The 24,364-nt window shown below is 45.4% G+C and carries 36 protein-coding genes and 2 pseudogenes; 27 read left to right on the top strand and 11 right to left on the bottom strand.

Annotated elements, in window-relative coordinates; all coding sequences use genetic code 11:
• The 3 genes from IM322_RS16705 to IM322_RS16695 all read right to left on the bottom strand — a co-directional run.
• Nucleotides 1–229: transposase family protein (locus IM322_RS16705; protein ID WP_287713270.1), on the bottom strand; the 229-nt coding region annotated here is incomplete at its 3' end.
• 72 nt (nucleotides 230–301) lie between these two features.
• On the bottom strand, nucleotides 302–547 hold the full coding sequence (locus IM322_RS16700) for a GNAT family protein (RefSeq protein WP_287672939.1): 246 nt from the start codon (nucleotides 545–547) through the stop codon (nucleotides 302–304).
• Between the two features lie 137 nt (nucleotides 548–684).
• Nucleotides 685–1,107, bottom strand: a complete 423-nt coding sequence (locus tag IM322_RS16695) for a GNAT family N-acetyltransferase (protein ID WP_287672936.1) — start codon at nucleotides 1,105–1,107, stop codon at nucleotides 685–687.
• Nucleotides 1,108–1,352: 245 nt separating this feature from the next.
• On the opposite strand from IM322_RS16695, the gene IM322_RS16690 reads away from it, so the two are divergent.
• The 3 genes from IM322_RS16690 to IM322_RS16680 all read left to right on the top strand — a co-directional run bounded on the left by IM322_RS16690 (nucleotide 1,353) and on the right by IM322_RS16680 (nucleotide 3,328).
• A complete protein-coding gene (locus IM322_RS16690; protein ID WP_287672935.1) occupies nucleotides 1,353–1,538 on the top strand; it encodes a hypothetical protein in 186 nt (61 codons plus the stop codon).
• A gap of 113 nt (nucleotides 1,539–1,651) precedes the next feature.
• The gene (locus IM322_RS16685) at nucleotides 1,652–2,302 is read left to right on the top strand and encodes a methyltransferase family protein (RefSeq protein WP_287672933.1); all 651 of its coding nucleotides are present in this window, start codon (nucleotides 1,652–1,654) and stop codon (nucleotides 2,300–2,302) included.
• A 168-nt stretch (nucleotides 2,303–2,470) separates the two neighbouring features.
• Entirely contained in the window at nucleotides 2,471–3,328 is an 858-nt protein-coding gene (locus IM322_RS16680; RefSeq protein ID WP_287659382.1) for a hypothetical protein, read from the top strand.
• A 7-nt stretch (nucleotides 3,329–3,335) separates the two neighbouring features.
• Here the strand turns inward: IM322_RS16680 and IM322_RS16675 are convergent, their stop codons facing one another.
• The 4 genes from IM322_RS16675 to IM322_RS16660 all read right to left on the bottom strand — a co-directional run bounded on the left by IM322_RS16675 (nucleotide 3,336) and on the right by IM322_RS16660 (nucleotide 5,699).
• A complete protein-coding gene (locus IM322_RS16675; RefSeq protein WP_287659383.1) occupies nucleotides 3,336–3,935 on the bottom strand; it encodes a sigma-70 RNA polymerase sigma factor region 4 domain-containing protein in 600 nt (199 codons plus the stop codon).
• Between the two features lie 16 nt (nucleotides 3,936–3,951).
• Nucleotides 3,952–4,719: a cupin domain-containing protein gene (locus IM322_RS16670; protein ID WP_287659384.1), complete on the bottom strand. Its 768-nt coding sequence runs from the start codon at nucleotides 4,717–4,719 to the stop codon at nucleotides 3,952–3,954.
• Nucleotides 4,720–4,995: 276 nt separating this feature from the next.
• Entirely contained in the window at nucleotides 4,996–5,235 is a 240-nt protein-coding gene (locus IM322_RS16665; protein WP_287659385.1) for a DUF1830 domain-containing protein, read from the bottom strand.
• A gap of 278 nt (nucleotides 5,236–5,513) precedes the next feature.
• Nucleotides 5,514–5,699 (bottom strand): hypothetical protein, encoded by a 186-nt coding sequence (locus IM322_RS16660; RefSeq protein WP_287659386.1) that lies wholly within the window; start codon nucleotides 5,697–5,699, stop codon nucleotides 5,514–5,516.
• Nucleotides 5,700–5,977: 278 nt separating this feature from the next.
• Between IM322_RS16660 and IM322_RS16655 the strand changes: the two genes are divergently transcribed.
• From IM322_RS16655 to IM322_RS16540, 24 genes and pseudogenes are all read left to right on the top strand, one after another.
• Nucleotides 5,978–6,424: a hypothetical protein gene (locus IM322_RS16655; protein WP_287672932.1), complete on the top strand. Its 447-nt coding sequence runs from the start codon at nucleotides 5,978–5,980 to the stop codon at nucleotides 6,422–6,424.
• A 7-nt stretch (nucleotides 6,425–6,431) separates the two neighbouring features.
• Nucleotides 6,432–7,646, top strand: coding sequence for a GMC oxidoreductase (locus tag IM322_RS16650; protein ID WP_287672930.1), 1,215 nt, complete (start codon nucleotides 6,432–6,434; stop codon nucleotides 7,644–7,646).
• A 407-nt stretch (nucleotides 7,647–8,053) separates the two neighbouring features.
• Nucleotides 8,054–8,179, top strand: a complete 126-nt coding sequence (locus IM322_RS16645) for a hypothetical protein (protein WP_287713268.1) — start codon at nucleotides 8,054–8,056, stop codon at nucleotides 8,177–8,179.
• A gap of 1,167 nt (nucleotides 8,180–9,346) precedes the next feature.
• The gene (locus tag IM322_RS16640; protein ID WP_287672929.1) at nucleotides 9,347–9,688 is read left to right on the top strand and encodes a DUF4326 domain-containing protein; all 342 of its coding nucleotides are present in this window, start codon (nucleotides 9,347–9,349) and stop codon (nucleotides 9,686–9,688) included.
• A 65-nt stretch (nucleotides 9,689–9,753) separates the two neighbouring features.
• Nucleotides 9,754–10,836, top strand: a complete 1,083-nt coding sequence (locus tag IM322_RS16635; protein WP_287672928.1) for a hypothetical protein — start codon at nucleotides 9,754–9,756, stop codon at nucleotides 10,834–10,836.
• Nucleotides 10,837–10,898: 62 nt separating this feature from the next.
• Entirely contained in the window at nucleotides 10,899–11,270 is a 372-nt protein-coding gene (locus IM322_RS16630) for a hypothetical protein (RefSeq protein ID WP_287672926.1), read from the top strand.
• A gap of 226 nt (nucleotides 11,271–11,496) precedes the next feature.
• Nucleotides 11,497–11,970 carry a hypothetical protein gene (locus IM322_RS16625; RefSeq protein ID WP_287672925.1) on the top strand — a complete coding sequence of 158 codons (474 nt, stop codon included), beginning with the start codon at nucleotides 11,497–11,499 and terminating at the stop codon, nucleotides 11,968–11,970.
• A gap of 170 nt (nucleotides 11,971–12,140) precedes the next feature.
• Nucleotides 12,141–12,809 (top strand): hypothetical protein, encoded by a 669-nt coding sequence (locus IM322_RS16620; protein ID WP_287672923.1) that lies wholly within the window; start codon nucleotides 12,141–12,143, stop codon nucleotides 12,807–12,809.
• A 488-nt stretch (nucleotides 12,810–13,297) separates the two neighbouring features.
• A complete protein-coding gene (locus IM322_RS16615) occupies nucleotides 13,298–14,197 on the top strand; it encodes an ArdC family protein (RefSeq protein WP_287672921.1) in 900 nt (299 codons plus the stop codon).
• Between the two features lie 123 nt (nucleotides 14,198–14,320).
• A complete protein-coding gene (locus tag IM322_RS16610) occupies nucleotides 14,321–14,992 on the top strand; it encodes a hypothetical protein (protein WP_287672920.1) in 672 nt (223 codons plus the stop codon).
• Nucleotides 14,993–15,040: 48 nt separating this feature from the next.
• Nucleotides 15,041–15,430 (top strand): GIY-YIG nuclease family protein, encoded by a 390-nt coding sequence (locus IM322_RS16605; RefSeq protein WP_287672919.1) that lies wholly within the window; start codon nucleotides 15,041–15,043, stop codon nucleotides 15,428–15,430.
• Between the two features lie 37 nt (nucleotides 15,431–15,467).
• Complete coding sequence (locus IM322_RS16600) at nucleotides 15,468–15,785, top strand: hypothetical protein (RefSeq protein ID WP_287672918.1); 318 nt, start codon at nucleotides 15,468–15,470, stop codon at nucleotides 15,783–15,785.
• Between the two features lie 127 nt (nucleotides 15,786–15,912).
• Nucleotides 15,913–16,953, top strand: a complete 1,041-nt coding sequence (locus IM322_RS16595; RefSeq protein ID WP_287672915.1) for a DNA methyltransferase family protein — start codon at nucleotides 15,913–15,915, stop codon at nucleotides 16,951–16,953.
• 141 nt (nucleotides 16,954–17,094) lie between these two features.
• Nucleotides 17,095–17,424 carry a hypothetical protein gene (locus tag IM322_RS16590; protein WP_287672913.1) on the top strand — a complete coding sequence of 110 codons (330 nt, stop codon included), beginning with the start codon at nucleotides 17,095–17,097 and terminating at the stop codon, nucleotides 17,422–17,424.
• Between the two features lie 309 nt (nucleotides 17,425–17,733).
• Entirely contained in the window at nucleotides 17,734–17,868 is a 135-nt protein-coding gene (locus tag IM322_RS16585) for a hypothetical protein (RefSeq protein WP_287672912.1), read from the top strand.
• Nucleotides 17,869–18,329: 461 nt separating this feature from the next.
• Nucleotides 18,330–18,548 carry a hypothetical protein gene (locus IM322_RS16580; RefSeq protein ID WP_287672910.1) on the top strand — a complete coding sequence of 73 codons (219 nt, stop codon included), beginning with the start codon at nucleotides 18,330–18,332 and terminating at the stop codon, nucleotides 18,546–18,548.
• A 32-nt stretch (nucleotides 18,549–18,580) separates the two neighbouring features.
• Nucleotides 18,581–18,809, top strand: a pseudogene (locus IM322_RS16575) (hypothetical protein).
• A gap of 118 nt (nucleotides 18,810–18,927) precedes the next feature.
• Entirely contained in the window at nucleotides 18,928–19,062 is a 135-nt protein-coding gene (locus IM322_RS16570; protein ID WP_287672909.1) for a hypothetical protein, read from the top strand.
• Nucleotides 19,063–19,276: 214 nt separating this feature from the next.
• Nucleotides 19,277–19,747, top strand: coding sequence for a hypothetical protein (locus IM322_RS16565; protein WP_287672908.1), 471 nt, complete (start codon nucleotides 19,277–19,279; stop codon nucleotides 19,745–19,747).
• Between the two features lie 433 nt (nucleotides 19,748–20,180).
• Nucleotides 20,181–20,456 carry a DUF6876 family protein gene (locus IM322_RS16560; protein ID WP_287672906.1) on the top strand — a complete coding sequence of 92 codons (276 nt, stop codon included), beginning with the start codon at nucleotides 20,181–20,183 and terminating at the stop codon, nucleotides 20,454–20,456.
• Nucleotides 20,457–20,561: 105 nt separating this feature from the next.
• On the top strand, nucleotides 20,562–20,741 hold the full coding sequence (locus tag IM322_RS16555) for a hypothetical protein (RefSeq protein ID WP_193958724.1): 180 nt from the start codon (nucleotides 20,562–20,564) through the stop codon (nucleotides 20,739–20,741).
• Nucleotides 20,742–20,944: 203 nt separating this feature from the next.
• Nucleotides 20,945–21,466 carry a pilus assembly FimT family protein gene (locus IM322_RS16550; RefSeq protein ID WP_287672904.1) on the top strand — a complete coding sequence of 174 codons (522 nt, stop codon included), beginning with the start codon at nucleotides 20,945–20,947 and terminating at the stop codon, nucleotides 21,464–21,466.
• A gap of 67 nt (nucleotides 21,467–21,533) precedes the next feature.
• Nucleotides 21,534–21,797, top strand: coding sequence for a hypothetical protein (locus tag IM322_RS16545; protein ID WP_287672902.1), 264 nt, complete (start codon nucleotides 21,534–21,536; stop codon nucleotides 21,795–21,797).
• A 97-nt stretch (nucleotides 21,798–21,894) separates the two neighbouring features.
• A complete protein-coding gene (locus IM322_RS16540; protein WP_287672900.1) occupies nucleotides 21,895–22,365 on the top strand; it encodes a DUF29 domain-containing protein in 471 nt (156 codons plus the stop codon).
• A gap of 2 nt (nucleotides 22,366–22,367) precedes the next feature.
• Here IM322_RS16540 and IM322_RS16535 read toward each other — a convergent pair whose 3' ends face one another.
• The 4 genes and pseudogenes from IM322_RS16535 to IM322_RS16520 form a co-directional block, all read right to left on the bottom strand.
• Nucleotides 22,368–22,970, bottom strand: coding sequence for a heme-binding protein (locus IM322_RS16535; RefSeq protein WP_287672899.1), 603 nt, complete (start codon nucleotides 22,968–22,970; stop codon nucleotides 22,368–22,370).
• Nucleotides 22,971–23,184: 214 nt separating this feature from the next.
• Entirely contained in the window at nucleotides 23,185–23,592 is a 408-nt protein-coding gene (locus IM322_RS16530) for a type II toxin-antitoxin system VapC family toxin (protein WP_228020753.1), read from the bottom strand.
• Nucleotides 23,593–23,758: 166 nt separating this feature from the next.
• Nucleotides 23,759–24,013 (bottom strand): AbrB/MazE/SpoVT family DNA-binding domain-containing protein, encoded by a 255-nt coding sequence (locus IM322_RS16525; protein ID WP_148045305.1) that lies wholly within the window; start codon nucleotides 24,011–24,013, stop codon nucleotides 23,759–23,761.
• Between the two features lie 225 nt (nucleotides 24,014–24,238).
• Nucleotides 24,239–24,364, bottom strand: a pseudogene (locus IM322_RS16520) (IS630 family transposase); the annotation flags it as partial.

Here is a 24,364-nt window from a genome sequence, read left to right as displayed (position 1 = left end):
GAAACTGGCGGCGTGGTACTTTTAAATATACTCGATTGCCTAATCTTGACAAATCTCTGACTAGATTATACTCTGTCTGATTGATTCTGTCCAAGGTTTGATGGCAATTCGGACATTCAATTGTTTCATTTAAAAGAGCGAGCTTTAGGAAAATTGTCTGCTCAATTTTTTGATAATTGACCACTGTTACATTTGGTAAATCGAGGAGTTGATCAAAATTTATCCACATAACCCACCTCCTGTTCTGTGTTACTATTATACCATGCTCACACAGAACCTAGAAGAGCCACAGGATTAGGTATCAAAAGATAGAACGGCTTAAAAAAGCATGGTATCTTTTCAAGCCCTCCTCGGAAAAATTCGGGTTGAACCAGACCAGTGTAACTTCGGAGTCGAAATTTCCCCGCAGGTTTCTAATCTTTTGGAAAGCCATACTTTCGCATCTGAAACCGTGTTTTTGGTAAAACTCGATCGCCCTTGTATTGCTCCGATGGGGCAAAAGTTCAAATCGGAGGATATGAGGCATATTAGCTTTAATCTCTCTCAGATAGGCATCGATCAGTTGGCCGCCGTATCCTTTCCCCTGCCACTCAGTATGAACTAAGCTAAACGGCGCTTAACCTGCATGATCCAATAGCTATAACCCTTTTGGAGTCTATATCGGTGATCCGAAGTAAAAGCCGTTTAGCTTATCATGGTCGCATTAGTGAGGACATGAGCCAGACACTTAAATCGTGAAGTGAAAGCTTTTAAGCAACCGACGATTTCTCCCCCCTCTTCGATAACTAGAACCAGCCCATACTCTAATCCTTCCCTCAACATCTGGCCCACATAGTCAAGCGTAATTTCCCCTTCTTCTTGGGTTAAATTGCCCGGGTTCGAGCGAGCGACGATTTTGTAGAGTTTGTAGAGCGGGCGGATATCGTTCTCGGTTGCCCTTCGGATCATAGCCGAACCGCATCCCTGCGACGACTGGAGCGATGTCGGTAGAATCGCTTGAAAACTATCCCTTCTGGCCGAGCCGGTTTCGGAGATCGGACACTCTGGAGAATAGTGAAAACCTTTCATGGCCGCATCTCTCCCTTCTATCCTCTCCACTATGATCATACCCGAAATCCCAGAGAACCGATAAAATCGATCTAAAATAAGGGCTCTTCTCGACTTTGTGTGATAATTTTTGCTTATGGAATCGTGAAATGCTTATCGGGCAAGACTTTTAGGGCTATTTTGCGGATATTCTATCAGTATAGACCTCGTTTCCACACATAAACCAGAAGAGCCAAATAAGGACGGGATGGAACAACCCTCAAACCGTCAACTATTATCAACTATCGAGGGGGAGCGATCGAGCGATGAAGATTCCTAAATTACCCGATCAGATCACTATACCGATCAACCGAAAAACCGTCTGGCTTTTTGGTTTTGGGGTGATCCTTTGGTCTTTGTTCGTCGTGGCAATAAACGATCGCTTTTTCAGGATCGACGAGATTATTGTCTATCCCGACGGTTCGAGGGAATATCGGGTCAATCCGAAGTGACAGTAACCGCGTTATGGATTTTAAAAACTTTTCTCGACCTACTCTCATGATGTCAAACATCTCTTAATTGTTAAGGTTAAATTTAAACGTTAGTAGTTATTATTTTGAAGAAAATGAAGATAAAACACGTGATTAATTGCCATAAGTTCCTAACTTTTCTAATTATATTAGGCTTAATGGCTTTTTATAATAATTTTACCCCGCTCGCTTGGATATACCTTTCCCTGCACGGAACTTACGGTTTTATGTGGTTGATCAAAGATAGATTATATCCCGATCAACAATGGGAAAAAGAAATATCGGTGGCTGGGGGAATATTTACCTTTATTGTTCTCGGTTTATATTGGGCTGCCCCTTTTATTATTATTAGCGAGAAGGTCACGGCCGCCGCCCCTTTAATATCTGTGGCCATAGCGGTCAATATTATCGGGGTATTTCTCCATTACGGTAGCGATGCCCAAAAGTATTTTACCCTTAAATATAGGGAAGGGTTAATCACGGAAGGTTTTTTTAGTCGTTGTCGTAATCCTAACTATTTGGGAGAGATTTTAATTTATCTCGGTTTTGCCCTGTTAGCCCAACATTGGCTGCCTTTTCTGGTTTTGGGGGGATTCATCACTGGGGTCTTCATCCCCAATATGCTTAAAAAAGACCACTCCCTCTCCCGCTATCCCGAATTCGACACTTACAAAGCGAACTCCGGATTGCTATTACCCAAACTGATTAAATCTAGTCTAAATGCTCGCCAATCCCCTCAGACCTAAGCGAAGAAGGTATTTCTCGTAAGGATGAAGTATAATACAATTTGCCATTGAGGAGATTGAATTGCAAGGTAAGCTATTAAGTTTTACATAGGGGATATTGACGAATAAAAGTGGGATAGTAGGATGGAAGGATGCGAGACTGGGAGCGGTAATATTTAGACGGAATCCATGAAAAAGAAATTTCATTTTTTGCCACCAATTTCAATTCATTCAGCTATCGCACGGCTGGCATTGCCACTGACGATAGCCAGTGCCACCTTTTACTTTAGTTATCCCGCCCGCGCACAGTCCCCTGCGGGGGATTTACGAACAGATAATGTTTACGGTCAGTTCAGTCACTGTATCGTCAACGAATACGGTGAGGGTTCAAATTCTCCAAGGGAGCAGGCGAAATGCCGGGGACTTTTAATCGAATCCAACAGAAAGGTTCCAGAACTGCATGATATTAAAAACGGCTTTACCTATTTTTTTTATGCCACGATCAGAGAACAAGATTTCGTGATCAGCTATGCCACCGACCATCAAAATAACGTCAAATATATCGTCATCAGCGGCGATAATTTCAGCTTTGGTGGACTGGCTACTGGTAACTGCGAAGAATATTTACGCGATAGCGATAACCATATCATAGTTTGTAGTGGCAAAATTATCGAAGATCAGCTTGGCAATGGTGCATCTAACAATTTAGTTTACGCGGCGGCTATCAATCTGGCAGAGACAAATGAGGGTTTGACCACATCTCAACAATCCTTAGCGGCACAATGCACTGGGGCGGCGATCGGCTCTCTACTGGGTTTGGCGATTACGGGTAATGCCAGAGCGGCCGCTAACGCCATTCCCGCCCAGTGTCGGCAAAATTCCCCTTCCCCTCAATATCAAACTCCTACTAACAGAAATGCCATCCCCAACACCTATCTAAATCCTAATCGCAGATGGTTACAGGATTCGATGCGAGATACGGATATGCGTTTTATCCCCTATGGTGATGGTTGGCGTGATATTCAGAGGAATCCGAGCGGTTTTTAATAATCCGCTAGAAAGAACCTTGCTCCTCTAAAATTTTGCCAAAAATCGTCTTCAACTTTTCTTTTGCTCTCTGTCCTCGTTTACGCATCGCCGCACAATTGACCCCGCCGCACTGACCCGTAATTTCCCCCCAGCTAAGTTCTTGCAGATAAAAAAGTTCTATCAAACGAAAGTCTTCTAGGTGATCTACCTTTAATATATTTAAAGCCTCATTCAGGGGTTTTTCGTATTTGTCCAATAGGAGTTCCCCATCTGAAAGACGGGACTTTTCAACCAGAAGAGGGGGAAGTAAACGAAGCTTGATTTCTGTTTTGACGTGCTTAACGATAACGGACTTGGCCACGGCTTTACAATAGGGGAGAGGAGAATCGATCGTCCCCCCCCCCAGTATGTGTCGCTGAATGCGCCATAATACCTCGTTATAGATATCGTCGGCTTCGTATCTGTGTGTGAGGCAATAATGACGCAAAAGATGATTAATATGAGCGATCATCCGACGATCAATGTCATCGTCTGGACGGTGTTGCCGGCAGATGTCGTACAGCCGATAGCGGCTCGTAACGACAAATAGGTATATTGCGGGAGAGAGAGTGATACTATCGCTCATATTCGATAATCCTAAATTAAGTTCGAGACAGAGTATTCATGCGGTATTCCGACATATCCTTCAACATCACCAAGCAACCCCCCTTACTGTCCTTTTTATCGCTCTCCTCGGATAAAGGCCGATTCCAGTGATCGTCCCGAAACCAGCGATCATCCCGAAACCCGACACCTTCATCTTGAAAGTTATCCACGGTGGCATCTCTCAAACGAATGTGAATCGTTTTTAGATTACTAGAGATCGTGTTTGCGATTTTGTGACATTGGTGGCGATCAATCGTGATAATATCGCCGGCGGTAAAGTATTGTGGGACGGGGGTGGCCGCCGCTGGATCGACGGCAGATTCCCACAGCCAATGTGTTAAGCGTCCTTCGAGGACGAGAATGGCATCCAGATCGTAACCGTGATGATGGATGTCCGTAGATTGACCGGGAAGCCAACCGATCGCATAAACGGTTAACGACTCGCTTTTCGCGATCAGATTTCTCAAAAATTTTTGGGGATTGAAAATTATATAGTCCGATTCGCTAAAGTATTGTTTGATATCGAAGATATGTCGGCAGAAACTTTTGACGATTTCGCTAAACTCGCTAAACTTTAAAGGTTCGCAAGGGTGAAGATTTAAATCGATAACCAGCTTTTGAATTGCTAAAATTTCTTGAATTACCTTTTCTTCGGGTACTTTTCCCCGCTCTAATTGCCATTCGATCAATTCATCAACTCGATGCACCCAATCGAATAGCTCAGGATTGGAAAAAGACTTTTGGATAATATCCAGAACTTGCATCTCCTTTTCTTGATCAAAATCATCGTTTACTCGGCAAGAAGAGTACCTATAGACGATTTCGAGAATATCTTCTCGTTCGGGTCTGGGGCTAGACCCCCGATAAAATTTTCCGTTGGTTGAGGCCATATTACATACAGAAGTTTACGACACAGTGCGCGTTCTCGTCGCGTTGACAAGATTTAGAGTACCGTCCCGACGGATTGTGACGGACGGACGGCAATTTTTTCGGGGACAAAAGGATGGCGGTTCCGTCCCCGCTATTTCTCGATCGCCCGTTCAATCTATCAATCCCTCACAGGAAAGGCGATCACTCAATACCATCATGGCCATATCGGCAATATAGATATCAACATAACTATTGCGGTAAGCCTCGAATTTCAGTCGCTGACCAGCCGCAAGCGTTCGTTCGAGCCATTGCCCTTCTTCTATGACCCTGATAATTTGAAAGCGATCGCTCTCATTATGATAGGTGCATTGAACTTTGGAAGATACGGCAAGGGGGAAAAATCGAATCATAGTTAATTCCTCCACAAATCTATACATCTAATTAGGGTTTGCGGCAAAAAGTTTTTCGTGGGGGTAGGGTGTAGGGTGTAGGGTTTTACCGATTTTCAGGTGGTCAATTACCTAATTTTCAGGGAAAAAGTCCCGGAAATTTCCCCCCAATCACTCCCATGGTCGGCACTTTTTGAGGGAAAAAAAGTCTAAAAACCTTGTTGGATAAGGTTTTTAGATTTATTCAGCAGACCCTAATTAGGGCAAAAATTGTGAATTTGTGAGCGATCGAGATTTCCTTAATCGACAAATCTTGATAAGACCTCACTTTCCGTATCCGCAGGGCAAAGTTGCCGATTTAATCCCGTCAGGGTCTGACGAATATATCTCAGTTGATCAGGATCACTCTCGACACGATCGAAGTGTCGAACCTTCTGATTGAGAACTTCGATTTCTCGCTCTATCCACCAAGTTTCTTGTTTCATTGTCCCGTCCTAACGCGTGTATTAAATAGAGTAATTATTTCCCTTTTGTGACAGTCCGCTGAAAATTTTATCTTGAATGTCGTGAAGACCGTTCGGCTGACCTCACGGCCGAAGCCCTCGCTTGAGCGCGACGGGAGTGTCAACTAAAGTTTTCGACAACTAGACGTATTGGTGGGTCAGCTATATGATTGAAATCAGAGTTTCTCTATACCGATCGAAAAAGTAATTGATTGTATTTTGGTAACTAAACTAACTTTGAAAAGCCAAGGGTAAGACGAATGCCATTTCAGAACAACTATGCAAATCTGGTGACAGAAAAACCTCAAGCTCACACCCGCTTGATCCGAGATTATGACGGCAACAATAAAGATTTTGACTTCATTATCATCGGTTCCGGAATAGGAGGTGGCATCTTAGCGGATGACCTAGCCGATCGATTGGGGCAAAGTCATCGCATTTTGGTCTTAGATGCTGGCTCCTTCATCTATCCAACCCATGTCTATAATATCAGTCGCATCCCTAACGGTTCGGTAGCCCCCCACTTTGGCGTAGATAATTTCAAGCAGTCACCTAGCGGTTCCCATTTTATCGGTTCTAAACCCCAATTATGTTTTGGTGGGCGTTCTATTTTTTGGTCGGGACTAATTCCGCACCCTCAAAGTTGGGAGATGGAGTTCTTCCCGGATAATGTACGTCAAGGAATCGAGGTATTTCCAATTAGCTAATGAACGGATGAATACATCGTTTTCTCTTGGCGATAAGGCAAAAAAGTTGGTGAATTATTTTCAGTCGAGTTCTCTCAATTCAGATTTTGAAATAAAACAGACACCCCGCGCCGTGCATCAACCCTATCTCAATCCCGACGGCACGCCACGGAATCAATTCTTTGTGGAACCGACGGGAGTTTTTAACACCGCTGAACTGCTTATCAATCAGGTCGGTCTAACGCCAGGTGTCGATCAAAATGGTAATGGACTATTCATCAAACTCAACAGTTTTGTAGAAACGATTCAAAACGTTCCTTTTGACTGGTATGAAGTCAAAACAACTAACACTATTACAGGAGAGCAAATTAGTTTTTATTCCCCTAAAGTTGTCATTGCTGCGGGTTCTACAGAAAGTCCTAAAATGCTCAATCGTTCTGCTGTCTATCAAAGCCTGCCCGCTCAAATTCAGAAGAAAGTAGGTTTTGGCTTAACAGATCACCCTGTTACAGGGGAGTCTCAGGCTTATGTGTCGTCTCTGGGAAGAAACGCTTCACTCATTCCCCTCAGTCGTCAAGACCACGCTAAAATTATCTTCTACTCGCGGGGAAATCGAGATGCTAACGGACAAGTGATCTACCCCTTCAATATAGAAATGAATGTTAATCATGAATATTGGCATCTGAGAAACAACGATCTGTCTGCTGAACCTGTGGCTGACAATACTAGCAGAACCCGTGTTGATATCAAATTTAGCTTTGGGAATTGTCTTGATGATGAAAATGGAATTTTCTCCCACGCTAACGATAACTACACTCCTGACATTCGCTTCAAACGTTTTTCAAATCTAGATGATTTGTTGGGTTCTCGTTTCCCAGCCCTCGCAGGCTGGAATAAAAGCAAAAATGAGTTTTTTGACTTACTCAATCAAACAAGAAATCGCATTTTTGCCGAATTCAATGATGTGGAATTTATTACTGGTGAGTATGGTGGGGGTAGCGGCCAGCAATGGCCTTTTGGTTGGGGTACGGTTCATCACGCCTGCGGTACTTTGCGGATGCCGTGGAAAGCTAACCTTAATGCCAATTTCAATAACGATTCAGTTGTCGATGAAGACCTGAAAGTTCGAGGCACTACAGGACTATATATTTGCGATATGTCCGTTATGCCGATCAGCACCGCCGCTAACCCCGTACTCGCTCTGGCAGGATTAGCTTTAAGACTTTCCGATCATTTGGGCTAAAAAAATCGACAATGTTCTGAAAGTTATGTCGTGACCGATCGCCGCTCTATCCGGAACCATACCAATCTAAGGGACTACCGGCAAAACTTTGATCGCTCCGGGCCAGAAAAACCAGCTTAACAAAAATTTTCAGACTACCGACAAAAATCTAGAAAGCTGATTTTGCTGGAACCTCCGCTCTATCCAGAACCATACCAATCTAAGGGACTACCGGCAAAACTTAAATTTGCTCGCTCGTCGGGCGGGGGGGTTCTCCTTAACCCATCGCTTTTGTGTGAGTATGCCCCCGCACCTTCTCACTTGCGCCGCCACCCACCCCGCCACCCCACCCACCGCCCCAGAAGCCAGCATGAAGCTCACTGGTGGGTTCACACACACAGGTTTTCTATTATACCCCTTTAAAACCCGTGTCAAGGGCTTCGCGAGTGGCGATAGTGGTGCTACGCATTTTATTTCTGGGGACACCCCAGACCCCGATCGCCACCCTTGACACTGGCCTCATCGAAGAAAACAAAGACAAACGCAAGGGGTAGGAAGAACCTGTTGTGTGTGTTTGTTTTGGGAGGTGTCCCGTGTTTTGTGCTGCTGTTTCTTCGGCTCTGTCCTGTCCGGTCGTTGGTTTTTCGGGTTCGCGTTCGGTCGTTCCTGCGGTTTTGGGTTCGGTGCTGTCTGGTTTGCCGGCGGGTGCTTTGGTGCTGGTCGGTTGCGCTCGCGGTGTGGACGGTGCGGTGCGTGCTTCGGTTCTGGGTTGTCGGGTGTTTCGCGTGTCGGGTTCGGGTCGGTCGGCGTTCGCTGGTCGGTCGGTGCGGTTCGTGCGGGCTTTGGCGGCTGAGGGCGGTGTCCTGTTCTCGTTTCCGGGTCGCGCTTGTCCGGCGGGGTTGGTTCCTTCGGCTGACCCGCGCTCTTGTTTCTGCGGGTTGGGTTCGGGTTCTTGGGCTTCTCTGGCGCTGGCGTTGGGCTTGGGTGTCCCGTGTTGCGTTTGGTTGCCTGCGGGTGTCTCGGTTCCGGCTGATTGGGGCTTGATTTCGGTCGGTTCGGGCTGGTGGGTGTCTCTGCCGTTCTAGCGCTTTCTTTCTGCCTCGGCTTCCTGTCGGGGCTTTTTTTTTGGCGGTGAACCCACAAAATACGATCACCGATAGCATCGAAAATCACCCTTAAACATGACGACGGGAACGCTCACAACGAGTTAACCCTTTGATGCGATCGATCTAAAAGCGGTTCTCCCTTCGGTCGGTTGTTTATGTGGGGAAGTATCCCCACACCCCTCTGCTACGGCGGTGCTGATCGCGGTTTCTTTGTCCCCCCCTCCCGTCCCCCCCAGGGGGGAAGCCTTCTCTCAGCAATCCTATTTTAACTACGGGGTCAAGGGTGGTTATTTTCTTAAGGAAATAGGCTTTTTGAAGAACTTCTAAGGTTTCACGGTTTTCTAAGCAAACAGGCTTTCCTAACAATTTCTAAGCTCGTTCCTCGCTAAGAAATTCTACTGGAAACCGTGTTCGCCAAGAAAACGTGTGACCAGTTCCTTAACCTAAGAAATTCTAAATCAAAAACCGTATTCCCTAACGAAAATATACCATTCCATCTGATGATGGAACGGCGGAAAAGCGGAAAAAGTTTTTTGTTTTTTTATTCCGCCGCCCTTGACTCCCTCCGTTAAGAGACCGGTAGCTGAGAGAAAAAATATTTAGGAGATATCGGCTATGTTTGAAGTAATTAATGGTAAAAATAGCGGGTTTTTGGGTAATTCAAAAATCTATATCGGTCGAGCTAATAAATCTTATTTATTGAAGGGTAGCGTTTTGCAGAATCGCTTCGTGATCGGGCAGGACGGTAATCGCGAGGAAGTAGTCGCGAAGTATCGGCAGTGGCTCTGGCAGGAAGTGCAAAAACGAGGCGAGGTTTTCGATGAGTTAGTTCGGATCGCGGAACGGGTCAAAAGGGAGGAAACGGTGCAGTTAGCTTGCTGGTGCAAACCGTTAAAGTGTCATGGAGATGTGGTGAAATCTTGCGTTGAATGGATGATCGGGGAGGGAATAGTTTGAAAGAAAAGGAAAGAAAAAAAAAGAACAAATAACCATGCGATGAAAACAAACAGGAGGTCACGATTATGACATTCATTAACCCCAAAGAACTAGGACTGTACGCACCGAAAACTAACGAGCGAGTCAAGCTGGCCGCAGAAGCGCAGAAATTTATCAATCAAGCGCTCTATGACTATAAACAACTCTTCTATGGATTGCGCTTGATTGCTTGGTACGAACGGGATAAACGAGCAATTTTCTATGAAGCGCTAACGAAAGGTGAACTCGATCAGTTTAAGGTCGCCCCGGGTCATCGCGCTTCCGATGGTTCCTATACCAAAGACGAATGGGATTATGATCGCCTCAACGCCTATATGTGGAACCGATTCCGCGAGCGTTTTGATGATGCGTTCGATCTCGAAAAGATCGCCGAACTCAAAACCCTTAAGGATATCAAACAGGCAACCGATGAATTATTAGAATTTGCACTCACCAATTGGAAAAGCGCGATATTGGAGGATGACAAAGACCCAAACGAACCCCGCGTCGAACCGATCGGTAAGGGTGTCACTAGCTGTAAGTTAGAGTACGAGGGCATTATAATCGAAGGAAGTTTTCGGTCGGAGGAACGCATCCTCACCCTCCGCACTCAAAGTCTTCCCGAAGTCATCGTCCGGCAAGTGCGAGGGGAGACCAGTTGGAAAGGCGACATCCACTTCGATCCCTTCGGGCAAGTAGTGGTAATGAACTCTAAAAAAGCGGAGCTATTCAGCCAAGTTCTAGCCCTAGCCGCCCGCTTGAATCTCGGTATCAACGAGTTTATGGACAATCCCGAAGGTTTTCTCGGCATCGAATCACCGAAAAGCCGTCAACAAGCCCGACAACGGGTCAAACAGCGCCTCTTGGAAATCAACCGAAACCACTATGAACGGCGCAAGACGGAAGCGGAGTATCAACCCTTCACCCGTCGCATTAACGATGAGATCGACGCAACTCCAGACAGCGACGAACCGAAACCCAAGGAGCCTCAGAAATCTCCCAAGACTTCCACTAAATCGGGCAAGCGCAAAACCGACCGAAAACGGGAGGCCGAGCAGTGGCTGAAAAATAATCCAGAATTCTCGGAGGATGTGGATGCCCAGATGGGTATCACGAGCATTCACACCTAGGTTTCCTTAATAGGATTGGAGGGGAGTGGAGATCCTCTCCGATCCATCATACTGAAAAAACCATGCGAACCGCTATCTTTTTCTGGCAAGATGCCGAACAAACACCTATTCTCAAGTCTCTCATCGAGGAGGCTCTTCACCTCGGTTATAGCCGTTTCCTGACAGCCCTGTTCCTAGAAAACGATCGAGGTCTGGTCTTCTCGATCGAGTCCGAATCGATCGATGACTTTCCCCTCGATAATCTTTTCCGCGCCGACCACATCCTGCTCGTTGACGAGCCACTACTTTGGTTATGCGATCGAGGTGAGCGGGTCTTCGCGGTTTGGGACGGCAGCGAGGACAAAACGCTCACCTGTCTCGGTTTCCTCAAAGCTTGGGGTCTGCCAGGTAATTATGTCAACCCCTACCGTACTTTCACCCTCGAAACCATCTAACGCTTATCCCCGGTCGCTCGATCGGGGTTTTTCTTTCCTACTCCCCGATTTGCTCACTCGTCGAACGGGGGGGTTATCCTTAATTCCTGCGTTTTTTCTGTGCCACTCCCCCGCCTCTCCTCGCTCACGCCCGCCCACCCACCCAGAACCGGAAAAATAAGGGAAGAAAACAAAAGAGATAAAAATCTTCGCCAAGCGGGGAGGTGTAAATCTAGGGTTAAACACCATGAACCAACCGATAATTCCGACTCCAACCGTTCAAACCTCGAACATTCTAGATGAATACGCCGATATCCGCTGGCAGATAGCCGCACTTTCGGCCAAACTAGAAGAAATCGAACCGATGGCGATCGAACAGGCGTTGTCGATCATCAATGAGGGTGCGACGGCCAACGGCAAACGGGTAGTGTACCGCACCGATACCGTCGATATCATTCTCCAATTGCGCTCCCAGAAGCCAAAACCCGAAAACCATGCCGACCTCGAATCGCTCAAGGAATTGATCGAGTTGGAAGCTGAGAAAGCCCAACATCAAAACCAAGAGAAGATCGCCCTCATGGAAAAAGAGATCGCCCTTTTACGGTCTCGTCTCGTCAGACTGCAACAAACGGATGAGGGACGGGCGTATCAAACCGAATATGCGGACTTGGAACGGCAGCTGACCACTCTCGAACCGCTTCTCAGCGTCAGATTAAAGTAACCCACTAGCTATATTTAATCGGACAAGCGGGGGAGATTTCCCTCGCTTTTTATAATTGCTTGAATTTAAGAAAATAAATCATAAAACTATCAATAAAATCAAAAATCTTAAAAACTTAGAAATTTAAAAGCTATCGCATTAGATGTAAAAAAATTAACATAGAGGTCAACATGACATTTAAGGTATTCGGTAGTCGTCCCACTAACTCCATTTGTCTTCCCGATATTCCCTACTCGGTTCGTTTCAACTGTAAAGACGGAGGTGGCGGCATCTTCGTCGGGGGTTCCGACCCGCAACATCGCAAGTCCAATCCAGAGGACAAGATCGACATAAATATCATCAAAGTATCGAAATATTTCGGTACTCTAGGTAAAACCGATAACGTGCTGTGGATTCAGCTATTTTTTATCTCGGCTCCTAATGTACCCGCCGAAATTCTGCCCCCCAATACCGTCTGTGTCGGGTATATCAAAAAACAGAGCATTTCCGCCCTGTTCAATACCGTCCAAGCCGCTATGAATAACGGCGAACCCGCACTCGGTATCTTCACCCTCGGTTTTCAGAAAGAAGTCGGTACGGAGGGACCTTATTATTCCGTCTGCTTTAACTGGCGCACACGTCAATCCGACGAGGAGAAAAAGCAACTGGAAATGATCGACGCTTTTCTCAACGAATACGGCGATCAACTGATCGACTTGGAAAGCACCCGAATGTTGACCTGCGTTGACGGTTGGAGTGCTGAAGCGGTTAACACCCTTATCGCTCGCTCCTTGGGTGAATTGCCCGAACGTAACGAACCGGCATTGCCCACGGCTAAATCGCCACGCCGCACTCGTTAATCCTTGACCTCTCTCGCACCCTCATTCCGGGGGTGCGTTTCACCTATAGTTAATTGATATTAACCGAACAATTTATACTTTTTAACTACAGTCAATCGACTGAATAAAATCTATTGAACAGTTTTTGTTTTGCCAAAGAATCTGATTTCAGGATAGACTAAACCCTATTCTTTTACACAATGATTAGAAAATTAGCCTTAATCCGACCTGTTATTCAAAGAAATAAACAAAAATTATGTTATAATAATCGATATTTATGATGCTATTTAATCTTGAAAATCACCAGATTGGTAGATTGAAAACCATGATTGTTAATTGTTTTCGATCTAGAGCGAACTAATCAATTAAATTTCTTGCCAGATAAAGATTTAGTCCATTTATGCCCCCCTATCGAACCATAACAAGTAACGAAGAACCAAGAATTAAAACTACAATAAAAGTCTCAGAAAATCCTTCGACATGGGGTAAAAACCAACGAGGTACAACCCATGTCCAAACCGCAAGCGATCGATAAATTCCAACTCATTACCGACAAACTGATCGGCCTGATCGAACAGGGAGTAAAACCATGGACGAAATCATGGCACGCGACTCCCTACCAAAACCTGATCACCGGTCATCAATACACGGGCATTAATCCCATACTCTGCAGCATCGACTCGACCATAAATCAATGGGAACATCCATTTTTTGTCAGTTTCATTCAGGCTAAACAGGTGGGATGGACGGTCAAGAACGGCTCGAAATCGACTTGGTTACGATGGGGCGGCACGAATGTCAAAGAAACCGAAAACCCAGAGACAGGAGAGGTCGAACTTCTCTATTACAAGGCTTTTAAGTTCCATAACGTCTTCAATGTCGCCTGTATCGATGACTCGAATAGTGACGTGAAGATCGATTCTCTTATCCGCCAAAGAAAGGTGACTATTTCGGGAAATAGCGAACTCCGTTTGCCAGAAGTCGAACAATTTATCCGACAACACCTGCCAAAAACCCAATTCGGGGGCAACGTCGCCATGTACCATATCGCCACCGACACGATCCGATTACCCGAATACGAAACTTTCTCCAACGCCGCCGCCTATTACGCCACTTACCTGCACGAGTTGGTACATTGGACGGGACATCAAAAACGTTGCAACCGTCCGCTCAAAAATAAGTTCGGCTCCTGGTCCTACGCTTTCGAGGAGTTGATCGCCGAGATCGGAGCGGCGATGGTCTGCAATCAACTGGGTATCGATACCAAACTGGAACATCACGCCAGTTATCTCGACTTTTGGCTTAAAATCCTGAAAGATGACAAAAAAGCCTTTTTCGATGCAGCTCGCTTGGCGATAGGAGCGACTCAATATTTGACGGCAGTTCAACAACTAGAAAAAGCCAGTTGAGGACAACAGGCGATCGAAATAAACGTTATCGATCGCCCTTTTCCATCGAGAAGATTAAAAAAAATCGAGAAAAAAGAGAACGAAAAAGCTGACTGCGGGGTGAAAACTATCGAGAGAAAGACCATGACTAACAATCGCTTTCCCCGTCCCGAATTACTGCTACACCCCAATATACCCAAACCGTTACACGGTATCAATCCCCGCACGATCCTCGGTCAGAAGTGGTGGAACGCACAACGACAATTAGCTTATGCCGAACACGATTATCACTGTTGGGCTTGCGGGATACATAAAACGTCGGCTAAGTATCACCGTTGGCTGGAAGCACACGAGGTCTATGACATCGACTACGGTACGGGACGGGTGGAGATGAAAAAAGTCTGTGCGCTCTGTCATAGTTGCCATCAATATATTCACGATGGCAGAATGCAGAAATTATTGGAACAGGGCAAACTCTCTTTCGAGAAATATATTCACGTTCTCGCTCACGGAGAACGGCTCGTCAAAGATTATTTGACCGAAGTGGCCATCAATTACCGAGGACAGACGTGGAAAAAACCTTTCGAGGGAACGCTTCCCTTTCAAGATACTTTCCCCGATGTGATCGTCCCAGGATTACCCCGCCCTGTCCAATCGCAGGTCGATTGGCAAGAATGGCATTTAGTGGTCGAGGGACGGGAATATTATACGCGCTTTTCCGATATTCGGGAATGGTCGGATTATTATCAGTGGTTACACCGCAATAACCTGACCGATAATTTCCAAATATTCGCCCAATTTAAAGAAAGTAAATAATCTTCAAAAGCTTGCGCCAAGGGTTGAAAACCATTCGGAGATAATCCCTTGGCCTCTAAAGTTTATTTACTGCATTATCTCGGAGAGATAGGCGATACCACCAAACCAACAGGATACGCGCAACACTATCTCGGTAGTACCAGACGAAGCTTAAAACAAAGACTAGCGGAACACGCTGCGGGACGGGGTGCGAAGATAACCGCCGCTTTCGCCCGACAGAATATCGACTTTATCTGCGTCCGAACCTGGAACGGCGGCAGAACGGTGGAACGTTACCTCAAACGCGTCACGTCACGCCCGTCTCTGTCCTTTGTGCAATCCCAACGCCCGTCAATACGGCAACCAGATGGGGGGAACACCCCTGATCTCCAGTTTCAAACACGGTTCTCGATCGAAATCTTCAGCGTCTCGATCGAAAATATCGAGAAATTGAAATGATTTGAATGGGTGGTGAAAACCTATCAAGGAAAAAACAATGAATATAATTTTCAAACAATGGAATTGCAGAGTTATCGTCAGTAAATATCTGAAAGGTGGTTTTCCGGCGATTTTTTTAGTCGATGCCGATAACGAAGAACAGATCGCAACGGCAACGGTTAATTTGATAGAGTACGGTATCGAACCGGAACCGAATCATTGCTATTTGAAAGACTATTCCGAAAATCAGGGAATTGTCGAGATTCTAGCGGGAGCGGGAGCCGTGATTCCTATCCAACAGATTCGCCTCGGAAATTTGACCGCAACATTGTGCAAACTTAGTCCTCAACTGATCGAAGAATTAGAAAAGCTATAAAACGTAGAGAAAGCTGTCAGATGACAGCTTTTTCTGGTTATAAGTAGTCGGCATGGTCAGACCTAAAGAACAATTGGAGCGAAAAAAATAGCTGGAACGGGGGGAAAAAACATGGAGAGCAACCGATATGCAACTATCCATCTTCGATCTTCCCCCCGATCCCGTACCGACCCGACTTCGCTATCCCGACCCCCGCAAAGCGCAAAAGTTGAGGGAATTGGCCGCTAGTCTCCAATCGCAAATCGACAAGAAAATGAATCCAGCCATCTCCCATCAACGCCCCACCCGACGACGGGCCGGCATCGTCGCCTCGATGAGAGAGGACGGAAAACAACTGCAACGGATTCAGTCCTGGCTGCGGGTGATGGCCGACGAAGCGGAAACCGGAACGTTGCCCGACATTCTCCAACGTATAACGACGAAAACCCAGTTAGAAGTCCTGTATTCTTTCTGTTATCACCGTTGGCGAGATGAAGATATCCACCGTATACTTACCGACAGAAATTGTCATTGGTACAGCAAACTGGAACGGGCGCACCTGAATAGCCTCGATCGAATTAAGCGGGCAATTACCGCTTTACAGTCCCTGGACAATCTTGCGCTGGAAGACCCCACCCTCATCCAGATACAAGAACTGGAAAGAGCGCTGATCGGACGGAATATCCGCGGTTATTTTCCTACTCCCCGGCCCATCTGCGAACGGATGGTCAAATTGGCCATGCTCCGTAACGGCATGAGAGTTTGGGAACCGAGCGCTGGCAAAGGATCGATCGCCGAGACGATTCGGGAATCGGTACGGGTAAACTTGGATGTCTGCGAACTGCAAGCCGAACTCCGGCAAATTCTCCAATTGAAAGGTTTCAACGTCATCGCCTTCAATTGCTTCGATGTCACGGGAAAGTACGATCGCATTCTGATGAACCCTCCCTTCGGCAAAGGGCTGGAAATTTCCCATATCACCCACGCCTATAACCGTCTGACCAAAGGGGGAAGACTGGTAACGATCGCCCCAGAATCCGTCAGCTTTCGCAAAGACCGAAATTATCAACAGTTCCGTAATTGGTTGGCCGATAAAACCGTCCTCGATGAGGCTTTACCTGATAACGCATTTCTAGAAAGCGATCGACCGACGGGAGTAAGAACGAGATTATTGGTACTGGAAAAATAGCACGCAATGGACGCTTACGGGAGCGTCCTATTTCCGCAATCGGACGGGCTATAGCAATGAAATCGGAGGACGGTATCCACAAAAAGGGCAAAAACAGCCAAAAAAACGACCAGCGCCAGTGAAAACGATTTGTGAAAAATTATGAACAATACTTTCACGGAAAAATTTCTCGAACAACCGCCACCGAATACCGTTCGGGTCATCCAGACGGTCACGGGAACGACCGACAACGCCCGAATATGGGTCGGTTACGATGCCGACAACCAGAAAACCTTCCGCATTTACTGTCCTTATCGCATTGGCAACCGCATACCTGAACCCGTCACGGCGATCGAGGCGATTTTTTTTGATAATTACTGGCGCTGGCGGGTCACGACCGCGTACAAGGCTACCCGTTGTCCCGATTGTGGTGCGGCATGGGACGAGCGCCATTGCGAATTTTGCGGTTTGTCGCTTGAAGACCCGATTTAAAGAGAAAAAAAGAGAACATTGAAGAAAACCTCTGTATTAGTCGAGAAAATTCAAACAGAGGTCTTAAACTATGAAAATCTTATCCTGTCATTCCCTCCGTGAACACTTCAGTACCTTATTTTGCCTTTTGGAAGCACTCAGAACGATTCGCTCGATCAACGACTGACTAAACTTTTTCAAGGTAAACCAGCCCCGTCTAGTTTAAACGCTCAAAAAGATAAAAACAACAGATAAACATATAAAAACAATATAAATCACAGAAAAAGACGGTATCGCGGGCGAAAACCATTAGAAATTGGAGAAACAATCATGCCAGTCCCGAAAACAACCGTCATTTCTGTATCCGATGAAGCCCTCGGTAATTTCGCCGTCCCCGATCATTCAGAACGGGTTTATGCCCAAGTGTACTATGCCATCCGGGAACGTCAGGGTGTGCTAAGCTAAACGGCTTTTACTTCGGATCACCGATATAGACTCCAAAAGGGTTATAGCTATTGGATCATGCAGGTTAAGCGCCGTTTAGCTTATCTCGGAAACGCAACGGCGAGGATTTCAGTTGGGATGACTTCAAACAGACATTCACCGAAGTGTTCGGCACTCCCAACAAACCCACCTATACGCTCGAACAACTGCTGGATTATGCACTTCGCAAATTCAACATGACTTTGCAGGACTTGATCGATGCCAACAAACGCAGTTGGAAACGCCGTCGCGATTGGGAAGAAAAATCTGGTTCCCACTATAACAGCATTCCCCACGACTGGAACGCAGGTTAACCGAATGCGATAACACGAAAGGGGAGGAGTTTTTCTCTCCTTTTTTTTACCTCGGTGAAAGGAGAAATCAAAGAAAAATTAAATAACAAAAACTATCGGAGTGGGGTGTAAACTATTCCGAGAAAATCGATGAATAACGACACTTTCGATAGTTATCTTAACGCCCTCCGTGATTATCGTCTATATCAACAATTTTCTGATAATTATTACGATCCAACCCAAGATTTACCGCCAGGTATTCACGCCTCGATCTACCGTCCCGAACCGGAAATAGAAGACGACCCGGACCCAGATGAGCCAGAAATTTCGGATAATTGGCAACCCAGCGACGATCCTCTTCATTTCTAATCGGTAAATCAAACGGTTCTTCGGTTTGTGTTATGCAATGGACGGGGGTTATAAGGGATGGAACCCTTATGCTAGAAAGGCATTTGGCGATTTTTGTCAATTGTTTTTGATCTAGAGCGAACTAATCAATTAAGTCTCTTGCCGGATAAGGATTTAGTCAATTTATGCCCCCCTATGGAACCATACCAAGTAACGAAGAACCAATCAAACTTTTTCTGCCCTTGGGCGAGGGTCACTGCGACTATCGCCTTTTTTAACTGAGGGAAACAATCGCCAGATACAGAGAAAACTCGGTCGGGAGACAACGAATACAAAAAATAGGAAAAGAAAAGAAAGAAAAACGGTCGGGTGCGGTCGAAAACCAACGGGAGTTAACACCATGCGTCAATCCGGCCACACCCTTATCGAACTGCTCGTCACCTCAATCAATTCTGAAAATATTGGGCAAGTTGAACTGCCCTTCCCTGAATCCTTTGGAAGAAAAGCTGTTAGAATTTTAAAAAATTTACGTTAATTAGAAACAGATGAAGATTATACAAACAAGATAACTTAAAATAACAAGAATGCTCTCGCCAGAGGTGAAAATAATTGAACTAGGAGCTATGAATAATCAAACAAATCCCTCAAGCAGACTGCTAAAACCTGAAACCGAGAAACAGCCAACAATCTTAGGACAAACAGAAACAAACAATCTAGCATAGAATACCACTATTACGGAAACTATTGAGATGAGATTAAGACAACCCTACATTGACCTGATTGGTATCTGGAAAGGTTTTGGCTACCCAGACCGTCGCAACTTCCAGTGGGACTCGAAAGCCAGAATCCGCATCTGGAATGGCAACAACTGTCACTTCGTTGTGTTTAGCGATTTGGATGAGCCAGACAGCGGCACGTCCATCACAAATAGTAGCGAAAACCTAGCAACTTTTATCCGCCGCGACTTTCACTTGGACGGGACGATTTTGTGGTTCGAGCATTATCCGCGCCATAACACTCCTGAGTGCATCCGCCAAGCTAATCACTGGCAAGAAGAAGTCTCTCTTGTTACTTATACCTGGGACGGGCAAAAATACCTCTCTCCTCGCTGGGTCTATATCAAGCGAGAAGCGGCGGAAACTATGATCGACGCTTCCTTAGAGATGGAAGGCTACCGCTCCTTGTCCTCCCATTATTTCTCCTGTCCTGTCCTGATTTGATAACTAATCACCGAATAAAACGGAGGCAATGCGATTAATTAACAACTAACTTCACCGCTTTTATTTGACTCGATGCAAAAGCGATCTCATCGAGTCACTACTTTGTTAAACAGGAGTAAAAATGAAAAATAAAATAACAGAATTTATCAAGGGTAAAAGAGTATATGGATTCTTTATCATTGTCTTTTAATGACTTATAAAAAGTTCAGGGAATCCAGTAAGTTAAATTGCTATTTGCACGTTTTTCCAGACCGTATTCTTGTTACTTATAAAGCCTTTGGGAGAGAATATTTATTGTCGAATTTACTTAAGATTTTAACTCAGCATAAGAGATATAGTTCGCAACAGTTAAAAATGAATAAAAACAAATTCATAAGAGAAAAATAATAATAAAAATGCTTTCGCCAAGAATGAAAACAAATTGAACAAAATTATGACGGCTAAAAACCTGAATCTCGAACAGTTTACCGGAACCGAAAACTATTACAAGCACTCAATGGGACTCCTCTATACGGATGGGGTACATTACCTAGTCCAAGATCAATTTTGGAAGCTAAGGGTCAATTCCGACCATTCTGCCTCCCTTACCTGTGAACGAGACGAAGGCAATATCGCTCTAAGCCAGGAAATCTCCTATACAGATTTTCCCCTGGAGTCAGTCACCCTCTATCTAGCCGATGGGGTTCTACTGCTGCCATCAGAATATTAACAATTCAGGACTAAAATTGGTTAACAGTTATCAGTTTTTTCTCTAATAACTGTTAACCATTTAAAGCAATCACTAATCAATTAAAACTAAACCCAGTAGCAAACCATGAAACCAGGAGATAAAGTTACTTATATTCCCACTGGAGAAAAAGGAATTGTTAAAAAAATCTCTGAAAACTCAACACGAGTATTCGTTGTTTTCGGCTCTGGAATCACATTAGAAAACTACGAAAATTATACCGCTCAATCTACAAAATTATCAGACATTAAAAAAGGATGGGAATAATTAAATAAAAATAAATCTTGTGCAGGTAGTAAACTATTTTTTCCCAGTTCGGCGATGGTCAATCCTGCGACTATCGCCTTTTTTGACCAAGGGAAACGATCGCCAGTAATTTTCAGACGAAGCTCGGTTGAGAAACGACGAATAAAAAAATAAGAAAACAGAAAAAGGTCGAGTGCGGTCGAAAACCAACGGGAGTTAACACCATGCGTCAATCCGGCCACACCCTTATCGAAATGCTCGTCACCTTAACCCTAATCGCTGTCCTGCTGCTGATCGGTTTTTCTATACTTTCGAGATTAATAGCAGAACTACGCCTAGATATGGCCACCTTTGAACTTTCCCAACATTGGAAGTTTACCCGCTTCGATGCTATGGGAAGTGGAACCACCCCCACCGCCCTCTGCATGAAAGACGACGGACGGATCGAGGTGGCCAAGATAGCCGGCGACGATTGCGAGACGGTCAGCGAATGGCAATCCCTGACGGACGGGGTGGACATCGACACCGCCAATTCGACCCTGAGAAGAGTTAGCGGTGTCGGGGGAAACGACGGCACGATCTACCGGGTTAGTTGGGCAGACACGAGGGGCGGTCTGGGCGGTTCTTGGGGACAGTTAGGGCGACTGACACTGACCGCCCAGGGAACGACCGCCAAACGCTGTCTATTTTTATTCCGTGTCGATGGTTCATGGGATATCCGCGAAGACAACCGATGCCAGAGATGAAAAAGAAAAAAAAAGACGGGAGAAAAGGCTAACGCCATCGGGTGCAAATCATTCGAGGAAGACAACGATGACAGAACAAACTTTATTGGCCGACCTCTCCCGGCAATTCCCCCAGCTTCCCAACCTCGACCTCACCCTACTAACACGAACCCTCTTTCCTCTATCCCCAGTCGAACTCTATACCCTCAGACTCGCTCACGGCGATAACGCTATGATGAAGGCCGCCATTGATAGCACCATTCGGCAACGGCAAGAAGAGAAGGAAATCGCCGCCCTCGAACGACAGCACGAAATCTATGACGAGTATCGTCACTGCTGTGGCGGTTGGTAAACTTTATTCGGTGGGGACATTCCCCGCCGGATAGCCATTTTGTCATAATCAAAATGTTAATCCTCCTATTCTAGTTCCAGTACAAATATGGTCAGATATGAGTTGCAATCAGTCAGATCGAGCGAATGCCCTGTATGAATCCGACTTCTACGGCTGGACAGAGCTACAAGCGAACGTTCTAGCCAACCGACAGGTAGAAGCACTGGACTGGCAAAACTTACGGGAGGAAGTCATTTCCTTGGGTAAACAAGAATATCGAGAACTGGTGAGCCGTCTGACCGTTTTGGTAGGACATCTTCTCAAATGGGAATATCAGCCAGATAAACGTTCTCGTAGTTGGTTTTTGACGATTAGAGAACAGAGACGAGCGATCAGACGGCATCTACAGGGCAATCCTAGTTTATCCCGGATACCGACGGCTTTATCCGATGCTTTCGAGGCCGGAGTCGATTTGGCTTTGCGAGACACGGACTTACCGATACGGACTTTTCCCTCTCACTGTCTTTTCACCTTCGAGGACATCATAACCGACCATTTCCTCTGCGATACCAGTCAGGATTGGCCATGAGTTCAACGATTCGACGATACCGCCTCGACGGGTATTTGAATTTCACTCCGTTTCAGGGGATCGGGAACGTAGGGACCATCATAGAAAAAGCGACGGGGGGAACTGATCGCCCGGTAGCTCGGATGTTCGGCCAGCCATTCTTTCAGTCGGGTCAATCCCTGTTGGTAACTGTCAAAATCGTAACCTCCCTGTAATCCCAAGCTCACCACCGTCATGGGTGGTACATCCTCAATCCGAATATTATCGGCCACCTCTTTCGGGTAAGTGTCGGTGTCGCGGTAGAGAAAGGAAACTTCGGCCTCTCCCGATGTCGCTCCCGTGTCTGCGGGGTAACGGGTTTCAACGGGTGCGGTCATCGAGATCTCGTTGGAACTGATGTGTTGGTACAGGGGATAAAACGACCGGTTCGCCGCCTCGGAAAGTTGACCCCGATAGCGGTAAGTAGCGGCGCGATAGGCGGGATAGTTCTTCACCTCGATCCGTCCGTTCGGGGTCGGGGTCGGAAATCCTGCGGGTATGGGAGCGCTAGAGGCTTGATAGACCCCGATCACTAGAGCGGTTAGGGCGATGAAGCCGAGCGATATCAATAGGTAAGGTAGTTTCATGGGGAATCGGGCGCGATGACCTCTCTATTGTGGGACGAGTTGACTTCCGTTGACCGCTCAACTGATTTCTAAGCGCGAGTAGAGAGACTTTGAAGGCGATGTTTATAGCGGTGTGCAGTCGTATGAGGTACAGTATCACGAGCTATAAACCATGCTAGGCAAAGCTTGGTCTGTATCTCACTCAAGAGCTTACCGCTATAATATGCTAGTTAGGTTATCGCGGTTCCATAGAAATTTTCTCTATTCTCCCGCCAAAACGGATAAAATGCTTGAGATTCAAAGTTAATAAATGATCGACTTCCGCTTTTAATGAACCATAAGCAATTAAAGCATCATAAATCGCTCCTCCTCTTAAATTTAAAGTTACCATAAGATTAATTACAGCTTTATAATCATCGCTTGTTAAGGAAATAATCTCAAAGGAATCTAAATTTTCTTTAATTAATTGTTGTACCAATTGAGGAGATAGACGAGGTTTGGCGGGAAAAGCCGATAAAATTGCGTAGAGTTCTGCAAGAGTATGAGTTCCAATATAACCCTGAATTTCTCCTCGTTTAACTCTGGTTAACCAAGAAATACAAGCTGAGTGCTGTTCATGGTTGACTAAAATAGATGCAACCAAAACCGACGTATCGAATAAAACGGCTCTTCTGGTTTCTGTGTGGAAACGGGGTCTATACTGATAGTTTCTTCAGCAAAATAGTCCTAAAAGTCTTTCCCAGTAAACATTTCACGATTCTATAAGCAAAAATTATCACACAAAGTCGAGAAGAGCCATAAAACTTTAATCACAACATTAGCTCATTCATTCTTTCTTGTCTAAGCTCCTCGATAAAAGCTTCAGGATTAACTAGCAATTGGCTGTCAACAACCAAAACATCATTCTCGTAATAAACCTTTGGCTCTTCCTTAATTGGATTTAAGACTAGCTTACCATCTTGAACTTCTACCTGAAATTGACTATCATATTCAATGCCTAGTTGTTCCAGCAAAGTTTCAGGAATTTGAATACATCTACTTCGATCGAGCGTCACTAATTCCATGGCAATTATCTTGAATTCTTTTATCTTCATTATACCGCTATATTTCTCCTGTAGCTCTTAAAACCCCTAAAATAATTCGACAAAAATCAGGAAAAGCCGTCGTAAAACGACGGGGTTTTAACCCAAATCTTCGATAACCGAAGGGAACTTAAGCAATTTTGGGAAATATCCAAAATTAACTGTTTTGCGATCAATTGCGATACCGCCGAGTAAGCTTTTACGCATTTAAGTTACATTGACAGCATTACCCTTATTTTTCAGTTTTCTACTCCATTTAATAATCAATCCCCCTTCATTTAAAAGCTGATTGACTACTTTTTCCAGTTCTTCTTTATTTTCAAATTCTCGATT

The sequence above is a fragment of the Microcystis sp. M109S1 genome (genome assembly GCF_020247025.1).
In the GTDB taxonomy this organism is placed as follows: Bacteria; Cyanobacteriota; Cyanobacteriia; order Cyanobacteriales; family Microcystaceae; genus Microcystis.
This window is presented reverse-complemented; position numbering and strand designations above follow the sequence as displayed.

What these genes read in the sequence shown, in the direction of transcription:
- IM322_RS16695 (WP_287672936.1), bottom strand. Translation starts at nt 1,107, where the DNA reads ATGATCATAGTGGAGAGGATAGAAGGGAGAGATGCGGCCATGAAAGGT.
- IM322_RS16690 (WP_287672935.1), top strand. Translation starts at nt 1,353, where the DNA reads ATGAAGATTCCTAAATTACCCGATCAGATCACTATACCGATCAACCGA.
- IM322_RS16685 (WP_287672933.1), top strand. Translation starts at nt 1,652, where the DNA reads ATGAAGATAAAACACGTGATTAATTGCCATAAGTTCCTAACTTTTCTA.
- IM322_RS16680 (WP_287659382.1), top strand. Translation starts at nt 2,471, where the DNA reads ATGAAAAAGAAATTTCATTTTTTGCCACCAATTTCAATTCATTCAGCT.
- IM322_RS16675 (WP_287659383.1), bottom strand. Translation starts at nt 3,935, where the DNA reads ATGAGCGATAGTATCACTCTCTCTCCCGCAATATACCTATTTGTCGTT.
- IM322_RS16670 (WP_287659384.1), bottom strand. Translation starts at nt 4,719, where the DNA reads ATGCAAGTTCTGGATATTATCCAAAAGTCTTTTTCCAATCCTGAGCTA.
- IM322_RS16665 (WP_287659385.1), bottom strand. Translation starts at nt 5,235, where the DNA reads ATGATTCGATTTTTCCCCCTTGCCGTATCTTCCAAAGTTCAATGCACC.
- IM322_RS16660 (WP_287659386.1), bottom strand. Translation starts at nt 5,699, where the DNA reads ATGAAACAAGAAACTTGGTGGATAGAGCGAGAAATCGAAGTTCTCAAT.
- IM322_RS16655 (WP_287672932.1), top strand. Translation starts at nt 5,978, where the DNA reads ATGCCATTTCAGAACAACTATGCAAATCTGGTGACAGAAAAACCTCAA.
- IM322_RS16650 (WP_287672930.1), top strand. Translation starts at nt 6,432, where the DNA reads ATGAATACATCGTTTTCTCTTGGCGATAAGGCAAAAAAGTTGGTGAAT.
- IM322_RS16640 (WP_287672929.1), top strand. Translation starts at nt 9,347, where the DNA reads ATGTTTGAAGTAATTAATGGTAAAAATAGCGGGTTTTTGGGTAATTCA.
- IM322_RS16635 (WP_287672928.1), top strand. Translation starts at nt 9,754, where the DNA reads ATGACATTCATTAACCCCAAAGAACTAGGACTGTACGCACCGAAAACT.
- IM322_RS16630 (WP_287672926.1), top strand. Translation starts at nt 10,899, where the DNA reads ATGCGAACCGCTATCTTTTTCTGGCAAGATGCCGAACAAACACCTATT.
- IM322_RS16625 (WP_287672925.1), top strand. Translation starts at nt 11,497, where the DNA reads ATGAACCAACCGATAATTCCGACTCCAACCGTTCAAACCTCGAACATT.
- IM322_RS16620 (WP_287672923.1), top strand. Translation starts at nt 12,141, where the DNA reads ATGACATTTAAGGTATTCGGTAGTCGTCCCACTAACTCCATTTGTCTT.
- IM322_RS16615 (WP_287672921.1), top strand. Translation starts at nt 13,298, where the DNA reads ATGTCCAAACCGCAAGCGATCGATAAATTCCAACTCATTACCGACAAA.
- IM322_RS16610 (WP_287672920.1), top strand. Translation starts at nt 14,321, where the DNA reads ATGACTAACAATCGCTTTCCCCGTCCCGAATTACTGCTACACCCCAAT.
- IM322_RS16600 (WP_287672918.1), top strand. Translation starts at nt 15,468, where the DNA reads ATGAATATAATTTTCAAACAATGGAATTGCAGAGTTATCGTCAGTAAA.
- IM322_RS16595 (WP_287672915.1), top strand. Translation starts at nt 15,913, where the DNA reads ATGCAACTATCCATCTTCGATCTTCCCCCCGATCCCGTACCGACCCGA.
- IM322_RS16590 (WP_287672913.1), top strand. Translation starts at nt 17,095, where the DNA reads ATGAACAATACTTTCACGGAAAAATTTCTCGAACAACCGCCACCGAAT.
- IM322_RS16585 (WP_287672912.1), top strand. Translation starts at nt 17,734, where the DNA reads ATGCCAGTCCCGAAAACAACCGTCATTTCTGTATCCGATGAAGCCCTC.
- IM322_RS16580 (WP_287672910.1), top strand. Translation starts at nt 18,330, where the DNA reads ATGAATAACGACACTTTCGATAGTTATCTTAACGCCCTCCGTGATTAT.
- IM322_RS16570 (WP_287672909.1), top strand. Translation starts at nt 18,928, where the DNA reads ATGCGTCAATCCGGCCACACCCTTATCGAACTGCTCGTCACCTCAATC.
- IM322_RS16565 (WP_287672908.1), top strand. Translation starts at nt 19,277, where the DNA reads ATGAGATTAAGACAACCCTACATTGACCTGATTGGTATCTGGAAAGGT.
- IM322_RS16560 (WP_287672906.1), top strand. Translation starts at nt 20,181, where the DNA reads ATGACGGCTAAAAACCTGAATCTCGAACAGTTTACCGGAACCGAAAAC.
- IM322_RS16555 (WP_193958724.1), top strand. Translation starts at nt 20,562, where the DNA reads ATGAAACCAGGAGATAAAGTTACTTATATTCCCACTGGAGAAAAAGGA.
- IM322_RS16550 (WP_287672904.1), top strand. Translation starts at nt 20,945, where the DNA reads ATGCGTCAATCCGGCCACACCCTTATCGAAATGCTCGTCACCTTAACC.
- IM322_RS16545 (WP_287672902.1), top strand. Translation starts at nt 21,534, where the DNA reads ATGACAGAACAAACTTTATTGGCCGACCTCTCCCGGCAATTCCCCCAG.
- IM322_RS16540 (WP_287672900.1), top strand. Translation starts at nt 21,895, where the DNA reads ATGAGTTGCAATCAGTCAGATCGAGCGAATGCCCTGTATGAATCCGAC.
- IM322_RS16535 (WP_287672899.1), bottom strand. Translation starts at nt 22,970, where the DNA reads ATGAAACTACCTTACCTATTGATATCGCTCGGCTTCATCGCCCTAACC.
- IM322_RS16525 (WP_148045305.1), bottom strand. Translation starts at nt 24,013, where the DNA reads ATGGAATTAGTGACGCTCGATCGAAGTAGATGTATTCAAATTCCTGAA.